Genomic DNA, 18,930 nt, shown 5'->3' on the forward strand with positions numbered 1-18,930 from the left:
GGTTGCTCGCCACAGGCGGGCCGTTTTGCTGCCCGCGGGTGGGCGCGCGCCTGGCGCGGGCGCCAACGTGGGTACAATCGTCCTTGAGAAGACGACGGAAGCGTCCCGGCGGCCGGCTGCGGCAGGCCATGGGGCGCGGCGGGCGGAAGGACGAGGCCATGGCACAGCAGGTTGAGCGAACGGACGCGCACGAGGGGCTGCCGGCGTACGAGGACGTGGAGGCCCGCGGGCACCTGATCGACTCGAACATCCTGTCGCGCATCATGGGCGGCGTCGTCGAGCTCGACGGCGAGTTCGAGGTGCTCTCGCTCACCATCGGTCGCGGCAACCAGAACCCCTCCACCGTCACCCTGCGCGTGTTCGGCCGCGACGACGCGCACGTGGCCGAGCTACTGCGCCTGCTTCACGGCCTGGGCGCCGCGCCGGTGCACCCCGACGACGCCGTCACCGAGCCCGCTCCGGCCGACGGCGTGTTCCCCGAGGGCTTTTACGCCACCACCAACCTGGCCACCATGGTGCGCATCGACGGCACCTGGCAGCCGGTCGCGGGCACCGAGATGGACCTGGCCATCCGCATCGACCGCCCCGCCGCCCCCGCCGCGCCCGGCGAGCCCGCCGCCCCTGCCGCGCCCGTCGCCGTCGGCATCCCGGTCTCGGCCGTGCGCGCCGGCGACGCCATCGTCGTGGGTCAGGCGGGCGTGCGCGTGGCGTCCCAGGAGCGCCCGCGCCAGCGCGAGGAGTTCGAGTTCATGAACTCCACCGCCAGCAGCGAGAAGCCGAAAGACCAGATCATTCGCCAGGTCGCCGCGCTGCTGCGCGAGGTGCGCGGCGCCGGCCAGGACATCGTCTTCGTCGTGGGGCCGGCCATCGTGCACACCGGCGCCGCCAAGCACCTCATCCGCCTGGTGCGCGCCGGCTACGTCAGCGTGCTGTTCGGTGGCAACGCCGTGGCCACGCACGACATCGAGTCGGCGCTCTACGGCACGTCGCTCGGCATCGACATGGCCACGGGGCTGCCCGTCCCCGGCGGCCACGAGCACCACCTGCGCGCCATCAACCGCATCCGTGCGGCCGGGTCGGTCGCCCAGGCCGTGGCCGACGGCACCCTCACCGAGGGCCTCATGCACTGCCTGGTCGAGACGGGCACGCCGTACGTGCTGGCCGGCTCGATCCGCGACGACGGCCCGCTGCCCGACGTCATCACCGACACCATGGACGCCCAGGCCGCCATGCGCCCGTGGTGCCAGCGCGCCGGCGCGTGCATCATGATGTCGACCATGCTCCACTCCATCGCCACGGGCAACCTGCTGCCGGCCGCAGTCACCACCGTCTGCGTCGACATCAACCCCGCGGTCGTCACCAAGCTGGCCGACCGCGGCAGCTTCCAGACCATCGGGATCATCACGGATGTGGGCCTGTTCCTCAAGCAACTGGCCGATGAGCTGGGGTGTTAGCCCAATAAGAGCAAGATGGGGAAGGGGGGCGGCGCGCACCTGCCGGCGGCCACAGGTGCGCCGGACACCCCGCACGGACGAGCACGTCCCCGGCCGGCTCCCGAGGGGCGGGGGCGTGACGAGCCGGGGCGCCCGCGGTGTCCGCGGCGACCACCGCGCGTCGGCCGCACGCGCACACCCTCGCGCCCTCGCCGCCACGCGCACGCCCTCGCACCCTCGCCGGCGGCCGCGCGCTCGGCGCGGGGCGGTGGACGTGACGGGAAATAGCGCTATCCGCCGGCGCCCTCGCCGTTTATGCCGTTTTGATGCCGGGGAACGGTATGCTAGGTGGCGAAGGAGGTGCTTTCGTTGCTCCGCATACTCATCGCCGAAGACGAGCGGCCCATCTCGAACCTCATCCGCCTGGCCCTCGCCAAGGAGGACTATGACTGCGTATGCGCGACCGACGGCGCCCAGGCGGCCGACCTGCTGGAGCGCGACAGCTTCGACCTGGTGCTCCTTGACGTGATGCTGCCCAAGGTGGACGGCTTCGCCCTCATGGACTTCATTCGCCCGACGGGGCTGCCCGTCATCTTCCTCACCGCCCGCGGCGGCGTGTCCGACCGCGTGCGCGGCCTGCGCGCCGGCGCCGAGGACTACATCGTCAAGCCCTTCGAGGTGGCCGAGCTGCTGGCCCGCGTCGAGGTGGTCCTGCGCCGCTTCCGCGCCGAGGACGACGTCATCGCCATAGGCGGCCTGGTCATCGACGCGAAGGCGCGGCGCGTCACGCGCGACGGCGCCGCCATCCCCCTCACCAAGACCGAGTACGACCTGCTGATGCTGCTGGTGCGCAACGCCGGCCGCGCCCTCACCCGCGAGTCCATCTACGAGCAGGTGTGGGGCCAGCCGTTCCGCTACGGCACCAAGTGCGTCGACCTCCACATCCAGCGCATGCGTAAGAAGGTGGGCTGGGAAGACCGGGTGGTCGCCGTGAACAGGGTCGGCTATCGCCTCGAGGCCTGAGGCGCACCTGAGCCCATGGCCGCTGCGAGGGAAGAGGCCGTCTCATATCTGGAGGACGTGGTGGAGCGCCAGGCCCGCTTCGTCGGATCCTACGCCCATGAGGCCCGGACGGCCCTCACCTCCATCATCGGCTACGCTGAGCTTTTGTGCCTCGACGCGCTCGACGGCGAGGAGCGCGCCGAGGCCTGCTCCTTCATCCTCACCGAGGGGCGCCGCCTCGAGCGCCTGTCGCAGTCGATTCTCGACCTGATCGCCATGGAGGAACGCCCCCTGCGCCTGACCGCAGTCGACCCGGTGCGCCTGGTGGATGAGCTGGTGGCCAAGATGGTGCCGCTCTACGCCAAGCGCGGCGTGTCCCTGGCCTTTCGCGGCGAGGGGGAGGGGAGCCGCCTGCTCGAGCCCGACCTGGTGGCGTCGCTGGTGGAGAACCTGTGCGAGAACGCGCGCAAGGCCCTGGGCGGCGAGGGGTCGATCGAGGTGCGCTGCTCGATGCTGCCCGACGGGTGCTGCATCTCGGTCGCCGACACGGGGCCCGGCGTGCCGCCCGAGGCGCTCGAGCGGCTGACCGAGGCCTTCTACCGCGTGGAGGGGACGCGGTCGGAGGAGGGCGGCGCGGGCCTGGGGCTGACGCTGTGCCGCCGCATCGCGCTGGCCCACGGCGGCTCGCTCGCCTTCAAGAGCGAGCCGGGGAAGGGCGCCGTGGTGACCGCCGAGCTGCGCGCGGGGGCGGCGTAGGTAACGGTATGGCCATCGTTTGCCCGTGCGGGCCTCCCTCGATGCGGTTTCGATGGCGGACACCGGTAGCGTGCGTCTTTTCCGCGCAGGTTCGAGAGAGGAGCATCCATGGCGCATCATGGTTCCACGACAACGCCGGCGCTCTCGGCGGCGATCCGGGGCAAGGTCGCCGAGGGGCATTCGATGGCCGACGCCCTCGACGTGATGGGGCCCGGCATCCGGGCGCTGAGGAAGGAGCGGGGGCTCACCCAGGAGCAGACGGCCAAGGCGGTGGGTGCCTCGCGCCAGGCGATCAGCCGCTGGGAGGACGGCAGCGTCCTGCCCGACCTGCGCCACGCCTGCGAGCTGGCTCGGGTGCTGGGCGTGGGGCTCGACGAGCTGGTCTTGCACGGCGGCGGGGGTCCGGCCGAGGTGGGGCGCCCCGGGGGCGGCGGGCTGCTCGGCGTAGCCGCGGTGGGCGAGGACGGCCGCGTGGCGCTCTCGCGGGCGGCGGCGGATCGGCTGGGGCTCGGCCTGGGGGACAAGCTGGTGATGCTGTCCTGGGGACGCGATGCGGTGATCCTCCAGGAGCTCGACGCGTTCCTGGGCGACTAGCGCAGCGCGCCTACGCCAGCAGGGCGTCTAGGGCGGCGAAGAGCTTGTCGATCTCGATGGGCTTGGGCAGGTGCCCGTCCATGCCGGCGTCGAGCGCCTTCTGGCGGTCGGTGTCGAAGGCGTCGGCCGTGATGGCCAGGATGGGCACCTCGGCCACGGCAGTGGGCAGCGCGCGGATGGCGCGGGCCGCCTCGTAGCCGTTCATCACCGGCATCTGAATGTCCATGAGCACCAGCTGGAACCGCTCGGCGCCCGGCTCGCTCATCATGTCGACGGCCATCTGCCCGTCGAAGGCGCATTCCACCTCGAACCCGGCGTCCTCCAGAAGCGTCAGCGCGATCTCGCGGTTGAGCAGGTTGTCGTCCACCAGCAGCACGCGGCAGCCCTTGAGGGCCTCCGACGGCATGACGTGGGCGGGCGCCGCCGTGGCTTCCTCCGCGGCGGCATCGGCCTCGCGCAGGGTGAGCGTCACGGTGAAGCGGCTGCCCTCGCCCAGGGTGCTCTCCACCTCGATGGTGCCGCCCATCATGTCCACCAGGTTCTTCGTGATGGCCATGCCCAGGCCGGTGCCCTGGATGCCGCTGATGGTGGACGTGCGCTCGCGCTCGAACGGGTCGAAGATGTGCCCGAGGAAGTCGGGGCTCATCCCGATGCCGGTGTCCTGCACCACCAGGCGGTAGCGGCGGCTGCCCGCGGGCGCCCCGGGCGCCGGCGCGGCGGTGAGCGACACGGTGCCGCCTGCCTCGGTGAACTTGAGGGCGTTGCCCAGCAGGTTGAGGAAGATCTGGTTGATCTTGAGCTTGTCGCAGATGACGGGCACGTCATCGATGGCGCCCGCGTCCACCGTCAGGCGCAGCCCGTTGGCGTCGGCCTCGGGCTGGAGGATGACGCGCAGGTTGTCCACGATCTCGTGGAGGCTCGCGATGCCCTCGTCGAGGGACGCCTTGCCGCTCTCGATGCGGCTCATGTCCAGGATGTCGTTGATGAGGTTGAGCAGGTGGTGGCTGGAGGTCTGGATCTTGCCCAGGTACTCCTCCACGCGCTCGCGCTGGTCGATGTGGTTGGCGGCCAGGGTGGTGAAGCCGACGATGGCGTTCATCGGCGTGCGGATGTCGTGCGACATGTTGGTGAGGAACGCGCTCTTGGCCTCGCTGGCGCGGTTGGCGCGGATGAGCGCCTCCTCCAGCAGCGTCTTCTGCTGCAGCTCCTCGCGGATCTGGTGGTCGACGTTGCGCAGGCCCAGGACGATGCGGCGCCCGTCCGCACCCCACGTGCCGGCGCGCACGATGGTGGCCTGGCGGTACTCGGTCTCGCCTCCGCGGTCGGTGCGCGCGGTGCGGTAGAGGGTGTCCAGGCGGTCGTGCTTCTCGAGTCCGGCCAGGATGCTGGCGGGGTCGAGCACGTCGGCGAGCATGGTGCGGTCGGCCTCGTGGACGCGCGTGCTGATGTAGCGGCGCGTGCTCTCCAGCAGGTCGGGGTGGCCGGTGAACACGTCGGCCAGGCCCAGCGCGGGGTCGGTCGACACGCGCAGCGTCTCGCCCTCGCCGGTATCCAGGTCGTAGGCGCACACCACCAGGTAGTCCTCGCTCAGCGCGCGGATGAGCTCGCCCTGGCGCTGCTCCTTGAGCTCCTCCTCGTGCTTCTGCTCGGTGATGTCGAGCAGGAAGCGCTGGAAGTAGCGCTCGCCGTCCTTCTCCACCAGCTTGATGTTGCCCATGACGTGGACGTCGCTGCCGTCGGGGCGCTCCACGCGGTACTCGGCGCTCACGCTGTCGCCGATGTGGGTGAGGGTGCCGATGAGCTCGCGCAGCATCTGGCGATCCTCGGCGACCACCGACGCGGCCACCATGTCGAAGCCTCCCGCGATCAGCTCCTCCTCGGTGTCGTAGCCCAGGATGTTGAGCGCGGCCTGGTTGATCCCCAGGATGCGCGAGCCGTCGATGCTGTGGGTGAGCACGCCGCATTCCATGGTGGTGAAGATGGTCTCGAGCGTGCGCGTCTTCTCGATCAGGCTGGACTCGTAGGCGCGTTCCTGGGTGATGTCGATGCCGACGCCCACGGTGCCCATGACGGTGCCGTCGGGGTTGTACAGCGGTGACTTGTAGGTGGTGAGCAGGCGCGTGTCGCTGCCGGTCTGGACGCATTCCTCCGACACGCAGGTGCGCTCCGTCTCCATGACGATGCGCTCCGACTCGATGCAGGCGGGGTCGTCCTCCTCCACGTCCCAGATGTAGGCGTGGCGCTGGCCCTGCACCTGCTGCTTGGTCTTGCCGACCGTCTCGCAGAAGCTGTCGTTGACCTTCTCGTGGACGCCGTCGGCGGTCTTGTACCAGATGAGGCACGGGATGGAGTTGATGGTGGCCTCCAGGTACTGCGCCGTCTGCCAGGCGTCGGCGGCGTCCTTGCGGGCGCGCAGCCAGCGGCTTATGCGGAAGGAGAACTCGGCGGGGGAGAGCGGGTCGGGCCACAGGTCGGCCAAATCGTCGCCGAGGGCCAGCAGGTCTTCGGCCAGCTCGCGCGGGGCGAGGGCGATAAGGTCGGCGCCGGGCTTGCGGGCGGCGGCCAGCTCGCGCACGGCGGGGATGCCGGCGGCGTCGGTGACGCGCACGATCAGGCCGTCGGCCTGGACGGCGAGGGCGTCCGCCGCGGGGTCGGCCGCGAGGGCCGGCGCGGAGGTGATGCGGTGCGTGAAGGGGTCAAGGGGCGCGATCTCCTCGACGATGCTGGTCAGGGCGGCGTCGAGGCCGACCAGGTGCAAGTGAAGAAGGCTGTGATACATGGAACGCCCCTAAGACGCGAGGTGAGTTGTGTATTCCTCATTATAACTGTAACCAGTCTGTTACATTCGGGTGGTTTCCGTCAATCAGGACGCGAGGAGGCGCTTTCGGCGACGAGGCGGTCGTGGCGCTTGTAGACGACGCTCACGATGAGCGCGCAGGCCAGCGCGGCCCCGGCGAATAGGGCGTAGCTGATGGCGTAGCTGCCGGTGGCGCCTGCCAGGGCGCCGGGCATCAGGTTGAAGGCGAAGCCGCCGAAGGCGTAGGCCACCTGGAAGTCGCGCACCAGCTGGAGCCGATCGCGCGGGGCCGACAGCTCGAGCGTCCACACCGACACGCCGGTGGTGGCCAGCGCCACGCCCGTGCCCAGGAACAGCGCCGCGAAGAAGCCGTCGGTCGCGCCGCCGGGGCCCACCAGCGCGCACAGCACCAGGCCCACGATGAGCAGCGTGAAGAACCCGAGCGACCCGCTGCGCGCGCCCAGCTGGTCGAACACCCAGCCGCAGACGAACTTGCCCGCGGTGAGCGCGCCGCCCAGGATGGCGGTGAGCAGCGCCGCCGTCTCCAGGCCGATGCCCGACGACGTGAGCAGCACCGAGAAGTACCCGTTGCCCAGGATGGCCACGGCGCCCATCAGCACCATGGCCGCCAGCATGAGGCGCTTGTCGCTGCGCGGCAGGGTGACCGCGCCCACCTGCACGCGCGCGGGGTGGGCGGGGTGCGCGGGCGCGGGGGTGCTCGGCGTGGCGCCCGCGTTCGGGGCGGCGGAGACGGCGGTCGCGCCCGGGGCAGTCGCGCCCGGGGCGACTGGCGCCCCCGCCGGCGCGTCCTCGGAGGCGGGCCGCAGCCCCACGTCCTGGGGCTTCGACCGCAGCAGCGCCACCACCACGGCGCCGAGCCCCAGCGCCAGCAGCGCCTCGGCCAGGAACGCGGCCGACAGCCCCCAGCGCGCGATGACGGCGGCGCTCGCCACGGGCATCACCATGGACGCCGCGCCGCTTCCCATCCCCACCACGCCCGCGATGGTGCCGATGTGGCCGCGGTACCAGTTCCCGATGAGCATGGTGGTGGCCACCACGCCGCCGAACCCGTAGCCGATGCCGGTCAGCACGCTGCCCAGGCACAGCAGCGCCAGGTTGGACGCCGCGGCGTACACGCCGAAGCCGGCCGCCGTGAACAGGGTGGCGATGGCCACGCCGACGCGCAGGCTGAACCGGCGGTAGAACGTGCTCACGAAGAAGATGGCCACCAGCGACACGCCGGCGCGCGTCGTCAGGACGAGCGAGCCGCCCACGTCGCCGACGCCCGGCAGCGCCACCAGGTAGGACTGGAAGACGTTGAAGGACGTGGCCGGAAGCCCCTGGTTGATGAACAGGATGCAGAAGCAGCAGGCGGCGATGATATGGCGGTAGTGGCGGCGCATGCCGCAAGTCTACTCCTTCGGGGCGTCCAGCGCGCGCACCGACTTAAACAGGTAGATGACGGGCCCCAGCGCCAGGCAGGCCAGCCCGTCCGCCACGAAGAACGGCGCGACGCCCACGGCCTCGGCCAGCACCCCGCCCACGGCGACGCCCGCCGGCGTGGCCAGCCCCATGGCCGCGGTGAGCAGGCCCATGGCGCGGCCCATCTTCTCGTCGGGGACGTTGCGCTGGGTGAGCGTGACCAGCGGCCCGTTGAACCACGCGCAGGCCACGGCCATCACCGCCGTCAGCGCCAGGAAGGCGCCGAACCCGTCGGGCGGCAGCAGCCCGCAGGCCGCCGTGGCCGCGCCCACGATGACGGCCGCCACGGCGATGAGCCCGGCCAGCCGCCGGCCGCCGCCCCAGGCCATCAGGATGAGCGAGCCAGCCAGCATCCCCACGCCGAAGGCCGCCTCGGTCAGCGACGCCGCGTAGCCGTCGCCGCCGAAGTGGTCGTAGGTCATCAGCGGGAACAGGGCCGACAGCGGCCCGAAGGTGACCATGCCCAGCGTCACGCCGGCCACCAGGATGAGCAGCCCGCGGTTGGCGGCCACGGCGTGCCAGCCGTCGCGCAGGTTGGCCAGCACATGCTGGCGTTCCGCCTGCTCGTCGACGACGGTGGGGATCTTTGCCAGCAGCAGCCCGGCCACGGCCACGACGGCGCCGGCGAAGTCGAGGAGCATCACCGACGAGAACCCGAGGGTGGTGTACAGGAAGATGCCGAAGGCTGGCGCGCCGATGCCCGCGACCGAGGCGAGCAGCTGGTCGAGGGTGTTGATGCGCAGCAGGTGGCGCTCGGGCACGAGCATGGGCATGGCCGCCATCATGGCGGGCCCGTGGAAGGCCTGGCCCACGGCGCGCGCGATGCACACCACGACGAGCAGCGGCAGCGACACGTCGCCGGCCAGGATGAGCAGGCCCGCGACGAGCGACACCACGCCGATGCCGCCGTCGGCCACGATCATGATGAGCTTGCGGTTGTGCTTGTCGGCCGCCACGCCCCCGAAGGGCGAGACGAGCCCGATGGGCAGCATGGCGCAGATGCTCATGGCCGCCAGCACGAGCGCGCTGCCGGTGGTCTCGGTGACGTACCACACCATGGCGTAGCCGGCGGCGTAGCTGGTGATCATCGAGACGGCCTGGCCGCCCCAGATGAACGCGATGATGGCGAGCCAGTTGCGCGGCAGCGGCAGCCCGGCTGCGCTGAGCAGGGGCGCGTCGGAGGACGCGGCGGGCGCGCCGGGCTCGGCGGGCGTGGCGCCGGGCTTGGCGGGGTTGTGAGGCGCGGGCGCGGCGGCGTCGCGTGCGGGCGCTGCGTCGGGTTCGGCGGGGTCGTGGGGCGCGGGCGCGGCGGCGTCGCGCGAGGCGGGATCGGTCATGGGGCTCCTTCGGGCGAGCGGTCGGTCGCGGCCCAGCATGGGGTAGCGACATTGGTTGCGCCACCGCCTTCGGGTGGCGGCAGCCGAGAGATTCGGTTGCGCGGGGCCGCTACCCGCGGTTGCCGGGGAGCGCCTCGGGGCAGTAGGGCGTCTGCGGCCGCCGCCCGCCGGTGACGGCCAGGTCGGCGGCGTCCTCGGCCAGCAGCGCCTCGAGCTCGCCCACGCTGGCGGGGAAGCAGATGCGGTCGAGCTCGTAGCCGTCGAGGAACCCCTGGTCGACCATGGCGCGCAGCAGCTCCGCCAGCGGGTCGTAGAAGCCGCCGAGGTTGAGCAGGTGGCAGTGCGCCGGCCCCGTCCGCAGGCGGATCTGCGACATGACCTCGGATATCTCCTCCAGCGTGCCCACGCCGCCCGGCAGCGCCACGAAGGCGTCGCCCAGCTCTATCATCATTGCCTTGCGGTGTCCCATCGTCTCCACCACGTGGAGCTCGGTCAGGTCGTGCTGGGCCACGCCGGCGTCGATGAAGAACTGCGGCTCGACTCCCTCCACGCGCCCGCCGGCATCGAGCGCCGCGCGCGAGACCGCGCCCATGAGCCCCACCGAGCTGCCGCCGTAGACCAGGCAGTGCCCGCTCGCGCCGATCCACGTGCCCAGCTCGCGCGCGGCCTCGGCGAACCGGGGGTCGGCCCCGGGGTTGGATCCGCAGTACACCGTGATGTTCATCATGCTGCCTTTCATCGCGCTCGTGCCCGCGCCTGCGCCTCGCGGGGGCGCGGGCGTACTCACGCCAAAACCCGCGTCACGTCCACGCTTGCGCCTGTGCTCGCGTCTGCGCCACGTTTTCTTCCCTATTCGAAGTCCCGATTATACCCATACATCCCTTGCGCTCGGCGCGTGCCCGCCCTGCCGGCCCCATCGCGATGCTCGGGGTGGGGTTGCCTCCTGGACTTGCTCGCTTGCGGCCTGCTCTCGCGTGCCGGAGGCGCCTACTCTCCGGCGCCGAGGACTTTGTTGGCGTAGAAGGCGCGCGCAGCTGCCAGGTCGGCGTCGTCGGGGTGGTGCTTGGCGATGCCGCCGATCAGCCTGAAGAGGCCGAAGGTGTCCCAACCGCGGCAGCCGAACGTGCCCAGGAGGGGGTTGGCCCGCTCGGCGAGCACGCCTCGTATCGCGGAACCGTAGCGCGAGCTCTTGCTGCCGCAAGTGTAGATCAGAAACGCGGGCATGCCGGCGGGGAGGTGCTCGGCGCAAGCGGTCACGGCCTGGGCAAACTCCGAATAGTAGATGCCCGACGCGAAGCCGACGGCATCGTAGGAGCTCAGGTCGATGCCAGAGGCTTTCGACGCCTCGACCAGCTCCACGCCAAATTCCGCTGCCAGCGCGTCGAGCACCTTGCGCGTGTTGCCGTGGTGCGATGAATGGTAGATGATCGCCGCTCTCATGCGGGCTCCCTTCTTGCTGACAGCGTGCGGCCACGCTCCGCGGGATTGGGCACCTCGCGGGACGCGGTCGCGCTAGTAGCCCATCTCGTAGAGGCGGTCGTCGCCGATGCCGAAATAGTGGCCGATCTCGTGGATGACCGTCTTGCCGACCTCCTCGACCACTTCCTCGCGGCTGTCGAAGCAGCGCTCGTGCGGGCCCTTGAAGATGGTGATGACGTCGGGCAGGTCGTCGTCGTAGCCGTCGGCGCGCTCGACCAGCGACAGGCCGTCGAACAGGCCCAGCAGCTCGTCGTCGCAGTAGGATCCCTCGGGGTAGAAGGGCTCGTCGGGGGTGCCCAGGTGGTACTCGTTGGGCTCGTCCTCCATGACGATGGCCACGTTCTGGAGCGCCTGGAGGAACTCGTCGGGCATGGCGTCGAGGGCCTCCTGGATGACCTGCTCGAACTCCTCGTCGCTCATCTCGTACATGGCGGCCCCTTCCCTGCGGCAGGGCGGCGCCCCACGGCGCCGCGCTGGCGACGATTCTACCATGGGCCCGCACGTCGGCGGCCGCTCCCGGACACTTCGGAACGTCTGTGTGGCAAGATACGGAGGTTTGGCATACTGGGAGGCGCTTCAGGCTGCGCTTTGGGGCGGCTGAGCCGACGTCGGCACGGCAAAACCCCAGGTCGGCTTCGGGCGCCGTCTGCGCGTCGAGGCGCCAGAGTATGCCAAACCTCCGTATCTTGCCATGCGGAGGCGGGAAAGTGTCCGCGGGGCTTCCTATAATGGTGCGATCGACGTTGCGGAGGTGTGATCGTGGCAGACGAGATGGAGGAGGGCGCCGTGCGCGTCGCGGCCGACGCGGCCGTGGCCGCGAAGGCGGCGCTGCGGGCGCGGCTGCGCGCGGCCCGCGAGGCGCTGCCGGAGGCGGAGCGCGCACAGGCGGACGCGGCCATCGCGGCGCGCGCCCGCGCGCTGCCCGAGCTGGCGGCGGCTGACCTGGTGTTGGCGTACCTGTCCTTCGGCGCCGAGGTGGACACGCGCGCCCTCATCGCGTGGGCGTGGGACGCGGGCAAGCGCGTGGCGCTGCCCTGCTGCGTGCCGGGTACTCGCGCGCTGGACTGGTACATCACCGACTCGTTCGAGGGCCTGGTCAGGTGCCGGTTCGGCATGGACGAGCCCGCGCCCGACCCGGCGCGGGCCCTCGATCCGTCGCAGGCCGGCCCGCGGGCGGTGGCGCTGGTGCCGGGGCTCGCGTTCGACCGGCACGGCTTCCGCATCGGCTACGGCGGCGGCTTCTACGACCGCTTCCTGGCCGCCTTTCCCGGTGTGTCCGTCGGACTGTGCCGCGACGCCGCCCTGCTGCCCGCGCTGCCCGGCCTGGAGCCGCACGACCAGCCGGTCGCCGCCGTCGTCGCCGAATCCGAGGTGCTGCGCCCGGGTCGCCCTGGCCCGGATGCCCTATAGTGGGGCGATGCCGCGATGCGCCCGCGACGGGCCCGCGGTTCCGCCCGACTGCCTCGAAGGAGACGCCCATGAGCATCGAAGCTGCCGACCTGCAAGCCCTCAAGCCCGACGCTCTGGCGCCCGCGGCCGTCGAGGCCAAGGCCGAGGCCCTCGCCGTCGGCAAGACGAAGCTGGCGCCCGCCAAGTGCTTCGTGCTGGCCATGCTCGCCGGCGCGTTCATCGCCTTCGGGGCCATGTTCTTCTGCACGTTCCTCGGCGACGCGACGCTGCCCTTCGGCGTGCAGCGTGTGGTGGGCGGCCTGTGCTTCTGCCTGGGCCTGGTGCTGGTGCTGTGCTGCGGCGCCGAGCTGTTCACCGGCAACGCGCTCATGGTGACAGCCCTGGCCAGCCGCAAGATCACGCTGGGCGCCATGCTCAAGAACTGGGTCATCGTGTGGTTCGGCAACCTCGTCGGCGCGCTTCTGGTGGTGTTCATCGTGTTCATGGCCCACGTCGCCGACCTGAACGGGGGGAACGTGGGCGCGGTCATGATATCCACGGCCGTGTCGAAGGTGTCCCTGGATTGGGTCACCCTGTTCTTCAAGGGGATCCTGTGCAACATCCTGGTGTGCCTGGCCGTGTGGATCGGGTTCGCGGCGCGCACCATCGTCGACAAGGTCATCGGCATCCTGCTGCCCATCTCGGCGTTCGTGGCGTGCGGGTTCGAGCATTGCGTGGCCAACATGTTCTTCCTGCCCATGGGTTTCGTGCTGAGCGGCGCCGGCTACGCCTCCACCGTGGCCGCCGATCCGCTGACCATCGCGTCCATCCTGTACAACCTGTCGGCCGCCACGCTGGGCAACATCGTCGGCGGCGCCCTCTTCGTGGGCCTGGCCTACTGGTTCGTGTACCACCAGAAGGACACTCAGAACTAGCCGCCGCGCGGCACGCCGCCTGGCTCGTCCGGCGTCGTGCCCGGCCCGCGCGGCACCGCACCCCCCCGTCATGCACGAGGGGGCGCCCCTCGGGACGCCGCCTTCCTCGTTGCCTGACGTTGCGGGCGCTGGCCTACTCCTCGCCGGTCCAGCAGTACGTGCACACCTGCTCGGGATCGATGCCGATGGCGTCGAGCATGCCCTGAAGCGACTGGTAGCGCAGCGAGTCGAAGCCCATGTCCTCGCAGATCTTCCTCAGCAGGCACTTCCCGCGCTCGGTGGACGAGTCGGCGTACTCGCGGAGGTGCCGCACGCCCTCCTCGCCTTCCAGCTCGTGTACGACGCGGCGGCCGATGAGCTCCATGTCCGACTTGCTCGACGAGAAGCTCAGGTACTTGCAGCTGAACATGATGGGCGGGCAGGCGCTGCGCATGTGCACCTCGCGCGCGCCGGACTCGTACAGGAAGTCCACCGTCTCGCGCAGCTGGGTGCCGCGGACGATGGAGTCGTCCACGAACAGCAGCTTCTTGTCGCGGATGAGCTCGGGCACGGGCACCTGCTTCATCTTGGCGACGCGGTTGCGCACGTCCTGGTTGCTCGGCATGAACGAGCGCGGCCAGGTGGGCGTGTACTTGATGAACGGGCGGCCGAAGGGCATGCCGCTCTCGGTGGCGTAGCCGATGGCGTGCGGCACGCCGGAATCGGGCACGCCGGCCACGTAGTCGACCTCGGGCATGCAGCCCTGGGCGCGCTCGTCGCGGGCCATGATCTCGCCGTTGCGGTAGCGCATGACCTCGACGTTCATGCCCTCGTAGTTGGAGTTGGGGTAGCCGTAGTACACCCACAGAAACGCGCAGATCTTCATCTTGTCGCGCGGGGCGGAAAGCGTCTCGATGGTGTCGGCGGTGATGCGCGCGATCTCGCCCGAGCCCAGCTCGTAGGCGTCCTCGTAGCCCAGCTTGTGGTAGGCGAACGACTCGAAGGCGATGCAGTGGCCGTCGCCGTCGCGGCCCACCAGCACCGGGAGGCGCCCCATCTTGTCGCGCGCGGCGATGATCTCGCCGTCCGACGTCATGATGAGCAGCGTGCACGAACCCTCGATGAGGTCCTGCGCGTGACGGATGCCGTCGACGAAGTTGTCCTTCTGGTTGATGAGCGCGGCCACCAGCTCGGTCTGGTTCACCTTCCCCGAGCTCATGGCCATGAACTGCCGGCCCTCGCTCACGAACTGGGATTCCACCAGCTCCTCGTCATTGTTGATGGCGCCCACGGTGGTGATGGCGAAGGTGCCCAGGTGGCTGCGCACCAGCAGCGGCTGCGGGTCGGTGTCGCTGATGCAGCCGATGCCCGTGGTGCCGTGGAACTTGGGCAGGTCGTCCTCGAAGCGGGTGCGGAAGGGGGTGTTCTCGATGGAGTGGATCTGACGCTGGAAGCTGGACCCCTCCTCGTGGAAGATCATGCCGGCGCGACGGGTGCCCAGGTGGGAGTGGTAGTCCACGCCGAAGAAAACGTCCAGAACCACGTCGCGGTGCGAGACCGCGCCAAAGAAGCCGCCCACTATGGTACCTCCGCGGGTTAGGGGGCCCGCCCGCGTCGCCGGGGCGCTCGGGCTGCCGCCGATTGCCTTACGCGAGGAGTATAGACGCTGCCCGCGCGCTGTCGCCGCCGAACGTCCGCTTTTTCGGTTTGTGCCTGATAAATCGACAGGAATTCCCTACACTGTCGGTAGACATTTCGCTGGGGCCGGCGCGGCGGCGCCGCGGGCGGGACGCGCGCGGGCGCCGATCGCGGCGCGCGACGGTTGCCTGCCACGCGCGCCCGCGCTGCCGCTGGCCGCCCGCACGCCCGCCGCGCCGGTCGCGCCGGCCCCAGCCCGCCACCGAAGGAGGAGCCATGTTCGGAGACAACCTCGAGCGCATCGTCGCCGGGATCGAGAAGAACTACGAGGCCGACGAGATCTTCTTCACCAAGCCCGGCCGCCACTTCCCCAGCCGCTCGGCCATCAAGACGCTGCTCAAGGAGACGCGCCGCGTGCTGTTCCCCGGCTACTTCGGCGAGGAGATGCTGTCGCCCTACACGAGCCCGCGGTACTTCATCGGTGACACCCTCATCCAGATCGAGCGCGTGCTGCGTGCCCAGGTCATCACGGCGCTGCGCTACACCGACGACGCCAGCACGCCCGAGCAGATCGAGCAGCGCACCAACGAGATCTGCACCGCCTTCTTCGACGAGCTGCCCGGCGTGCAGCGCGTGCTGCTCACCGACGTGCAGGCGCTCTACGACGGCGATCCGGCGGCCGGCTCGAAGGAGGAGGTCATCTTCACCTATCCGGGCCTGTACGCCATCTACGTGTACCGCATCGCGCACGTGCTGTTCGAGCTGGGCGTGCCCATCATCCCGCGCGTGATGACCGAGCTGGCGCACAGCGGCACGGGCATCGACATCGGCGCCGGCGCGACCATCGGCGAGTACTTCTTCATCGACCACGGCACGGGCGTCGTCATCGGCGAGACCACCGAGATCGGCGACCACGTGAAGATCTACCAGGGCGTCACGCTGGGCGCGCTGTCGACGCGCGGCGGGCAGCGCCTGGCCGGCGTGAAGCGCCACCCCACCATCGAGGACGACGTGACCATCTACTCCAACGCCAGCGTGCTCGGCGGCGAGACCGTGGTGGGGCGCGGCTCGGTCATCGCCGGCTCGACGTTCGTCACCAGCTCGGTGCCGCCGTTCTCGCGCGTGTCGGTGAAGGCGCAGGAAATCACGATGCGCCAGCCCGGCGAGAAGGACTAGCAGCTGCGACGCCTGCGCGCGGCGCGAGCACGGGCGTGGTGCGAGTGCGTGGCGTGCCCACGGGCGCGTGGCGTGCGGGCGCGTGCGCGCGGCGTGCGGGCACGGGCGTGCGCGAGATGTTTCACGTGAAACACCATGGGCGCGCGTGACGCATGGGCATTTGCGCCTGTTTAACGCGCGTGGTTGATATCGGCTCGGAAAGACGGTATAAAGGTGGCAGTGGCGCATCGCGCTGCTGTCAAGCGCCGGGGGCTATCCCCCGGCATTTTTGTTAGGGGAGCATTTGGGCGAGTTGAGCATATTCTGCGATGAATCGGGAATGCAGGAGGGTAGTTCTCGCTTCTATCTTGTCACGCTGGTTTTTCACAACCAGGCCGATGACCTCGAAGCGGCGCTTGATAGCTACCGACTGTCCCTCGCTCGGCGCGGCTTGCCGGATATCCCCTTTCATGCAACGCCACTCAAGCGGGGGCATGACGCGTATCGTGAGATGGATCTGGAGGCGCGGAAGAGGATGTTCGTGTCCTTCGGTGTTTTCGTTCAGCGCCTCCCCGTGCGTTATGCGACTTTTTCTTACAAGAGCAGGGAATTCGGCAACGCCGATCGATTGAGGGCGCTGCTGAAGCGAGATCTCGTGCTGTTTCTCTCCGATCATCTCGAGTATTTTCAGTCTTTCGAAACAGTGAAGGTCTATTACGATAATGGGCAACCTGCCGTGGCGGCGGCTTTGCGGGATGCCATCGGGTTTATGTTGGCCAAGGATGCCTACGTCTACCGAGATGCGAATTATCGTGCGTTTTGCCTGGCGCAGGTGGCCGACTATCTCTGCGACGTAGAGCTTTCGGCGCTCAAATATGAGAGTCACACCGATACCGCCACGGATGTGAGATTCTTCGGAGGCATCGGTGCATTCAAGAGAAACTATCTGAAGCAGGCAAGGAGAAAACGCCTTTAGCTCAGGATGCGAATGGGGCGGGGGCGGAAAAGTGTCTGAGAGGGAGAGGAGCGTGGCGTGCGGGCGACGGAGGAGCAGGTTGGCGCGGAGCTGAGGGCGGTCCTCGGCGACGAGGGCGTGCTGGAGCGCGAGCCGCTGGCCGGGCACACGACGTTTCGCATCGGTGGGCCGGCGCGGTGGCTGGTCATGCCGTCTGGCGAGGACGAGGTGCGCGCCGTGGTGCTGGCGTGTCGCCGCCTCGGCTGGCCGTGGCGCGTGCTGGGGCTCGGGTCCAACGTGCTCGCGGCCGACGAGGGCCTGGACGAGGTGGTGGTGAAGCTCGCCGACCGCTTCTCCCACATCGAGGTGCAGATGGAAGCCGCGGCGTGCGGCGGGGTGGTGTTCGCGGAGGCAGGGGCCACTAACGCGGAGGTGGCCGAGGTCGCGTGCGCGGCGGGGCTGGCCGGGTACGAGTTCGCCAGCGGCATTCCCGGCACCGTCGGGGGCGCGGCGGTCATGAACGCCGGCGCCTATGGCGGCGAGTTCGCGGACGTGGCCGTGGCGGTGCGCTGCCTGACGCCCGAGGGCGACGTGGTGGACGTGCCGGCTGCCGAGGCCGCCTGGGGATACCGGACGAGCCTCATGATGGAGCGCGGCTACGTGGTGCTGGGCGCCACGCTGCGCCTCACGGCCGACGACCCCGCGGCCATCCGCGCGCGCATGGAGGACCTGGCGCGGCGCCGCGAGGAAAAGCAGCCGCTCGACCTGCCGTCGGCCGGCTCGACGTTCAAGCGGCCGGAAGGCCACTTCGCGGGCAAGCTCATCCAGGATGCCGGGCTGCAGGGCGTCTCCGTCGGGGGCGCGCAGGTGTCGACCAAGCACGCGGGCTTCGTCGTGAACGTCGGCGACGCCACGGCTGCCGACGTGCTCGGCCTGATCGCCCAGGTGCGGGAGCGAGTGAGGGAGCAATCTGGCGTCACGCTCGAGCCCGAGGTGCGCCTCTGGAGCCGTGGGGAGTAGCCTGTCCACAGTTGCCGAAATGCGCCCGAGCGACCTCTCCGCTTTCTCTTTCAGTGAGATTAAATAGGTACACTTATATTTAAATGTACTAAATTCAGTACAATAATACATTCAATTTCATAGCGAATTTCGCTGTGCGATAAAGCGCGCGAAAATGTTTCACGTGAAACATTCGTACGCGCTTTTGCCATGGAGGGGATGCGTGGCAGGTTTATTGCGCGGAGGAGTTTGCCATGCGGTGGGGTTGCTGCGCGGCAGGGCCTCCAGGGGGGCGCAAAATGTTTCACGTGAAACATTTGTTTGTCATTTTCGTTCGAGGCGACTTGGCCGCGAGCGGCGGCGGGTTTGGACATCGGGGTTTGCGGAGCGGCGGCGGGTTTGGCTTAGGGGGGGTGGCAAGCGGTGGCGGGTGGGTTTGGGTTTAGTGCTTGGGGGGGGGTGTTTCCGGCGGGAGTTCTTGGGGGTTTGGGAGGCGACGAAAATAGTTAGGTTTTCGAATATATATTTGCGAATTACTAATAATTGTTGAGAGGTTGTTGACTTGCTGTTGAAAGAGGAGCTTGTGGGGTTGACGGGAGCCAGGGGATCCCGAGGGTGGCTGAATGGCCCGATTTAAGGCATCTACTACTGACACGGTCAGTGTTATGCAAGGTGGAGGGCTATATTTGATTTTTTGTTTACTCGCCTAAACACGCTTGATTCTGCTTGGCTTAATGTAACGAAAGGGTTACAATGAAGTAACCTATGGAGGAACTATGCCCATAGGTGGAAATCGGGGCGCTATGCGCGCTCTCTCCCGCGCCGACAGAACTGCCGGCTGAGCTCGAAAAAACGAGGCGGGGGGGGGGTGCTCCGTAGCTCGTCGTTTTCGCTTTGAGAATCGAGGACCGGCCGGTCGGCAGCTGGCTGGTACGGAGGGCATGCGCCGTCAAGGGGACGGCGTGAGGCAAGGGCCCTCTACGGCGTAAGGATTGAAGCG

16 protein-coding genes are annotated in these 18,930 nt (G+C 69.2%); 9 read left to right on the top strand and 7 right to left on the bottom strand.

Going from position 1 to position 18,930, the window contains the following annotated elements; translation table 11 throughout:
• The first annotated feature begins 158 nt into the window (after positions 1 to 158).
• The 4 genes from LPT13_RS01855 (at position 159) to LPT13_RS01870 (ending at position 3,785) form a co-directional block, all read left to right on the top strand.
• The gene (locus LPT13_RS01855; RefSeq protein ID WP_242162915.1) at positions 159 to 1,454 is read left to right on the top strand and encodes an ornithine cyclodeaminase, nickel-pincer nucleotide-dependent; all 1,296 of its coding nucleotides are present in this window, start codon (positions 159 to 161) and stop codon (positions 1,452 to 1,454) included.
• Between the two features lie 348 nt (positions 1,455 to 1,802).
• Positions 1,803 to 2,456 (top strand): response regulator transcription factor, encoded by a 654-nt coding sequence (locus tag LPT13_RS01860; RefSeq protein ID WP_242162917.1) that lies wholly within the window; start codon positions 1,803 to 1,805, stop codon positions 2,454 to 2,456.
• 15 nt (positions 2,457 to 2,471) lie between these two features.
• Positions 2,472 to 3,191, top strand: a complete 720-nt coding sequence (locus tag LPT13_RS01865) for a sensor histidine kinase (protein WP_242162919.1) — start codon at positions 2,472 to 2,474, stop codon at positions 3,189 to 3,191.
• A gap of 108 nt (positions 3,192 to 3,299) precedes the next feature.
• Positions 3,300 to 3,785 carry a helix-turn-helix transcriptional regulator gene (locus tag LPT13_RS01870; RefSeq protein WP_242162921.1) on the top strand — a complete coding sequence of 162 codons (486 nt, stop codon included), beginning with the start codon at positions 3,300 to 3,302 and terminating at the stop codon, positions 3,783 to 3,785.
• 10 nt (positions 3,786 to 3,795) lie between these two features.
• Here the strand turns inward: LPT13_RS01870 and LPT13_RS01875 are convergent, their stop codons facing one another.
• From LPT13_RS01875 to LPT13_RS01900, 6 genes are all read right to left on the bottom strand, one after another.
• Positions 3,796 to 6,564 (bottom strand): hybrid sensor histidine kinase/response regulator, encoded by a 2,769-nt coding sequence (locus LPT13_RS01875; protein ID WP_242162923.1) that lies wholly within the window; start codon positions 6,562 to 6,564, stop codon positions 3,796 to 3,798.
• A gap of 80 nt (positions 6,565 to 6,644) precedes the next feature.
• Positions 6,645 to 7,985, bottom strand: a complete 1,341-nt coding sequence (locus LPT13_RS01880) for an MFS transporter (RefSeq protein ID WP_242162925.1) — start codon at positions 7,983 to 7,985, stop codon at positions 6,645 to 6,647.
• 9 nt (positions 7,986 to 7,994) lie between these two features.
• Complete coding sequence (locus LPT13_RS01885; protein WP_242162927.1) at positions 7,995 to 9,401, bottom strand: MFS transporter; 1,407 nt, start codon at positions 9,399 to 9,401, stop codon at positions 7,995 to 7,997.
• A gap of 109 nt (positions 9,402 to 9,510) precedes the next feature.
• Positions 9,511 to 10,128 carry an LOG family protein gene (locus tag LPT13_RS01890; RefSeq protein WP_242162929.1) on the bottom strand — a complete coding sequence of 206 codons (618 nt, stop codon included), beginning with the start codon at positions 10,126 to 10,128 and terminating at the stop codon, positions 9,511 to 9,513.
• A gap of 260 nt (positions 10,129 to 10,388) precedes the next feature.
• Positions 10,389 to 10,841, bottom strand: a complete 453-nt coding sequence (locus LPT13_RS01895) for a flavodoxin domain-containing protein (protein ID WP_242162930.1) — start codon at positions 10,839 to 10,841, stop codon at positions 10,389 to 10,391.
• Positions 10,842 to 10,913: 72 nt separating this feature from the next.
• Entirely contained in the window at positions 10,914 to 11,309 is a 396-nt protein-coding gene (locus LPT13_RS01900; RefSeq protein WP_242162931.1) for a metallopeptidase family protein, read from the bottom strand.
• Between the two features lie 330 nt (positions 11,310 to 11,639).
• On the opposite strand from LPT13_RS01900, the gene LPT13_RS01905 reads away from it, so the two are divergent.
• Positions 11,640 to 12,290: a 5-formyltetrahydrofolate cyclo-ligase gene (locus LPT13_RS01905; protein WP_242162932.1), complete on the top strand. Its 651-nt coding sequence runs from the start codon at positions 11,640 to 11,642 to the stop codon at positions 12,288 to 12,290.
• A 68-nt stretch (positions 12,291 to 12,358) separates the two neighbouring features.
• Positions 12,359 to 13,204 (top strand): formate/nitrite transporter family protein, encoded by an 846-nt coding sequence (locus LPT13_RS01910; RefSeq protein WP_242162934.1) that lies wholly within the window; start codon positions 12,359 to 12,361, stop codon positions 13,202 to 13,204.
• Between the two features lie 133 nt (positions 13,205 to 13,337).
• On the opposite strand, the gene LPT13_RS01915 is transcribed toward LPT13_RS01910, so the two are convergent.
• A complete protein-coding gene (locus LPT13_RS01915; RefSeq protein WP_242162936.1) occupies positions 13,338 to 14,762 on the bottom strand; it encodes an amidophosphoribosyltransferase in 1,425 nt (474 codons plus the stop codon).
• 335 nt (positions 14,763 to 15,097) lie between these two features.
• Here LPT13_RS01915 and LPT13_RS01920 point away from each other — a divergent pair, with 335 nt between their 5' ends.
• The 3 genes from LPT13_RS01920 to murB all read left to right on the top strand — a co-directional run bounded on the left by LPT13_RS01920 (position 15,098) and on the right by murB (position 17,951).
• Positions 15,098 to 15,997 (top strand): serine O-acetyltransferase, encoded by a 900-nt coding sequence (locus LPT13_RS01920; RefSeq protein WP_242162938.1) that lies wholly within the window; start codon positions 15,098 to 15,100, stop codon positions 15,995 to 15,997.
• A 283-nt stretch (positions 15,998 to 16,280) separates the two neighbouring features.
• Positions 16,281 to 16,952, top strand: coding sequence for a DUF3800 domain-containing protein (locus LPT13_RS01925; protein ID WP_242162940.1), 672 nt, complete (start codon positions 16,281 to 16,283; stop codon positions 16,950 to 16,952).
• A gap of 57 nt (positions 16,953 to 17,009) precedes the next feature.
• Positions 17,010 to 17,951 carry a UDP-N-acetylmuramate dehydrogenase gene (gene murB / locus LPT13_RS01930; RefSeq protein WP_430622549.1) on the top strand — a complete coding sequence of 314 codons (942 nt, stop codon included), beginning with the start codon at positions 17,010 to 17,012 and terminating at the stop codon, positions 17,949 to 17,951.
• Positions 17,952 to 18,930: the final 979 nt, after the last annotated feature.

The organism is Adlercreutzia faecimuris (assembly GCF_022669055.1).
Taxonomy (GTDB): Bacteria; Actinomycetota; Coriobacteriia; order Coriobacteriales; family Eggerthellaceae; genus Enterorhabdus; species Enterorhabdus faecimuris.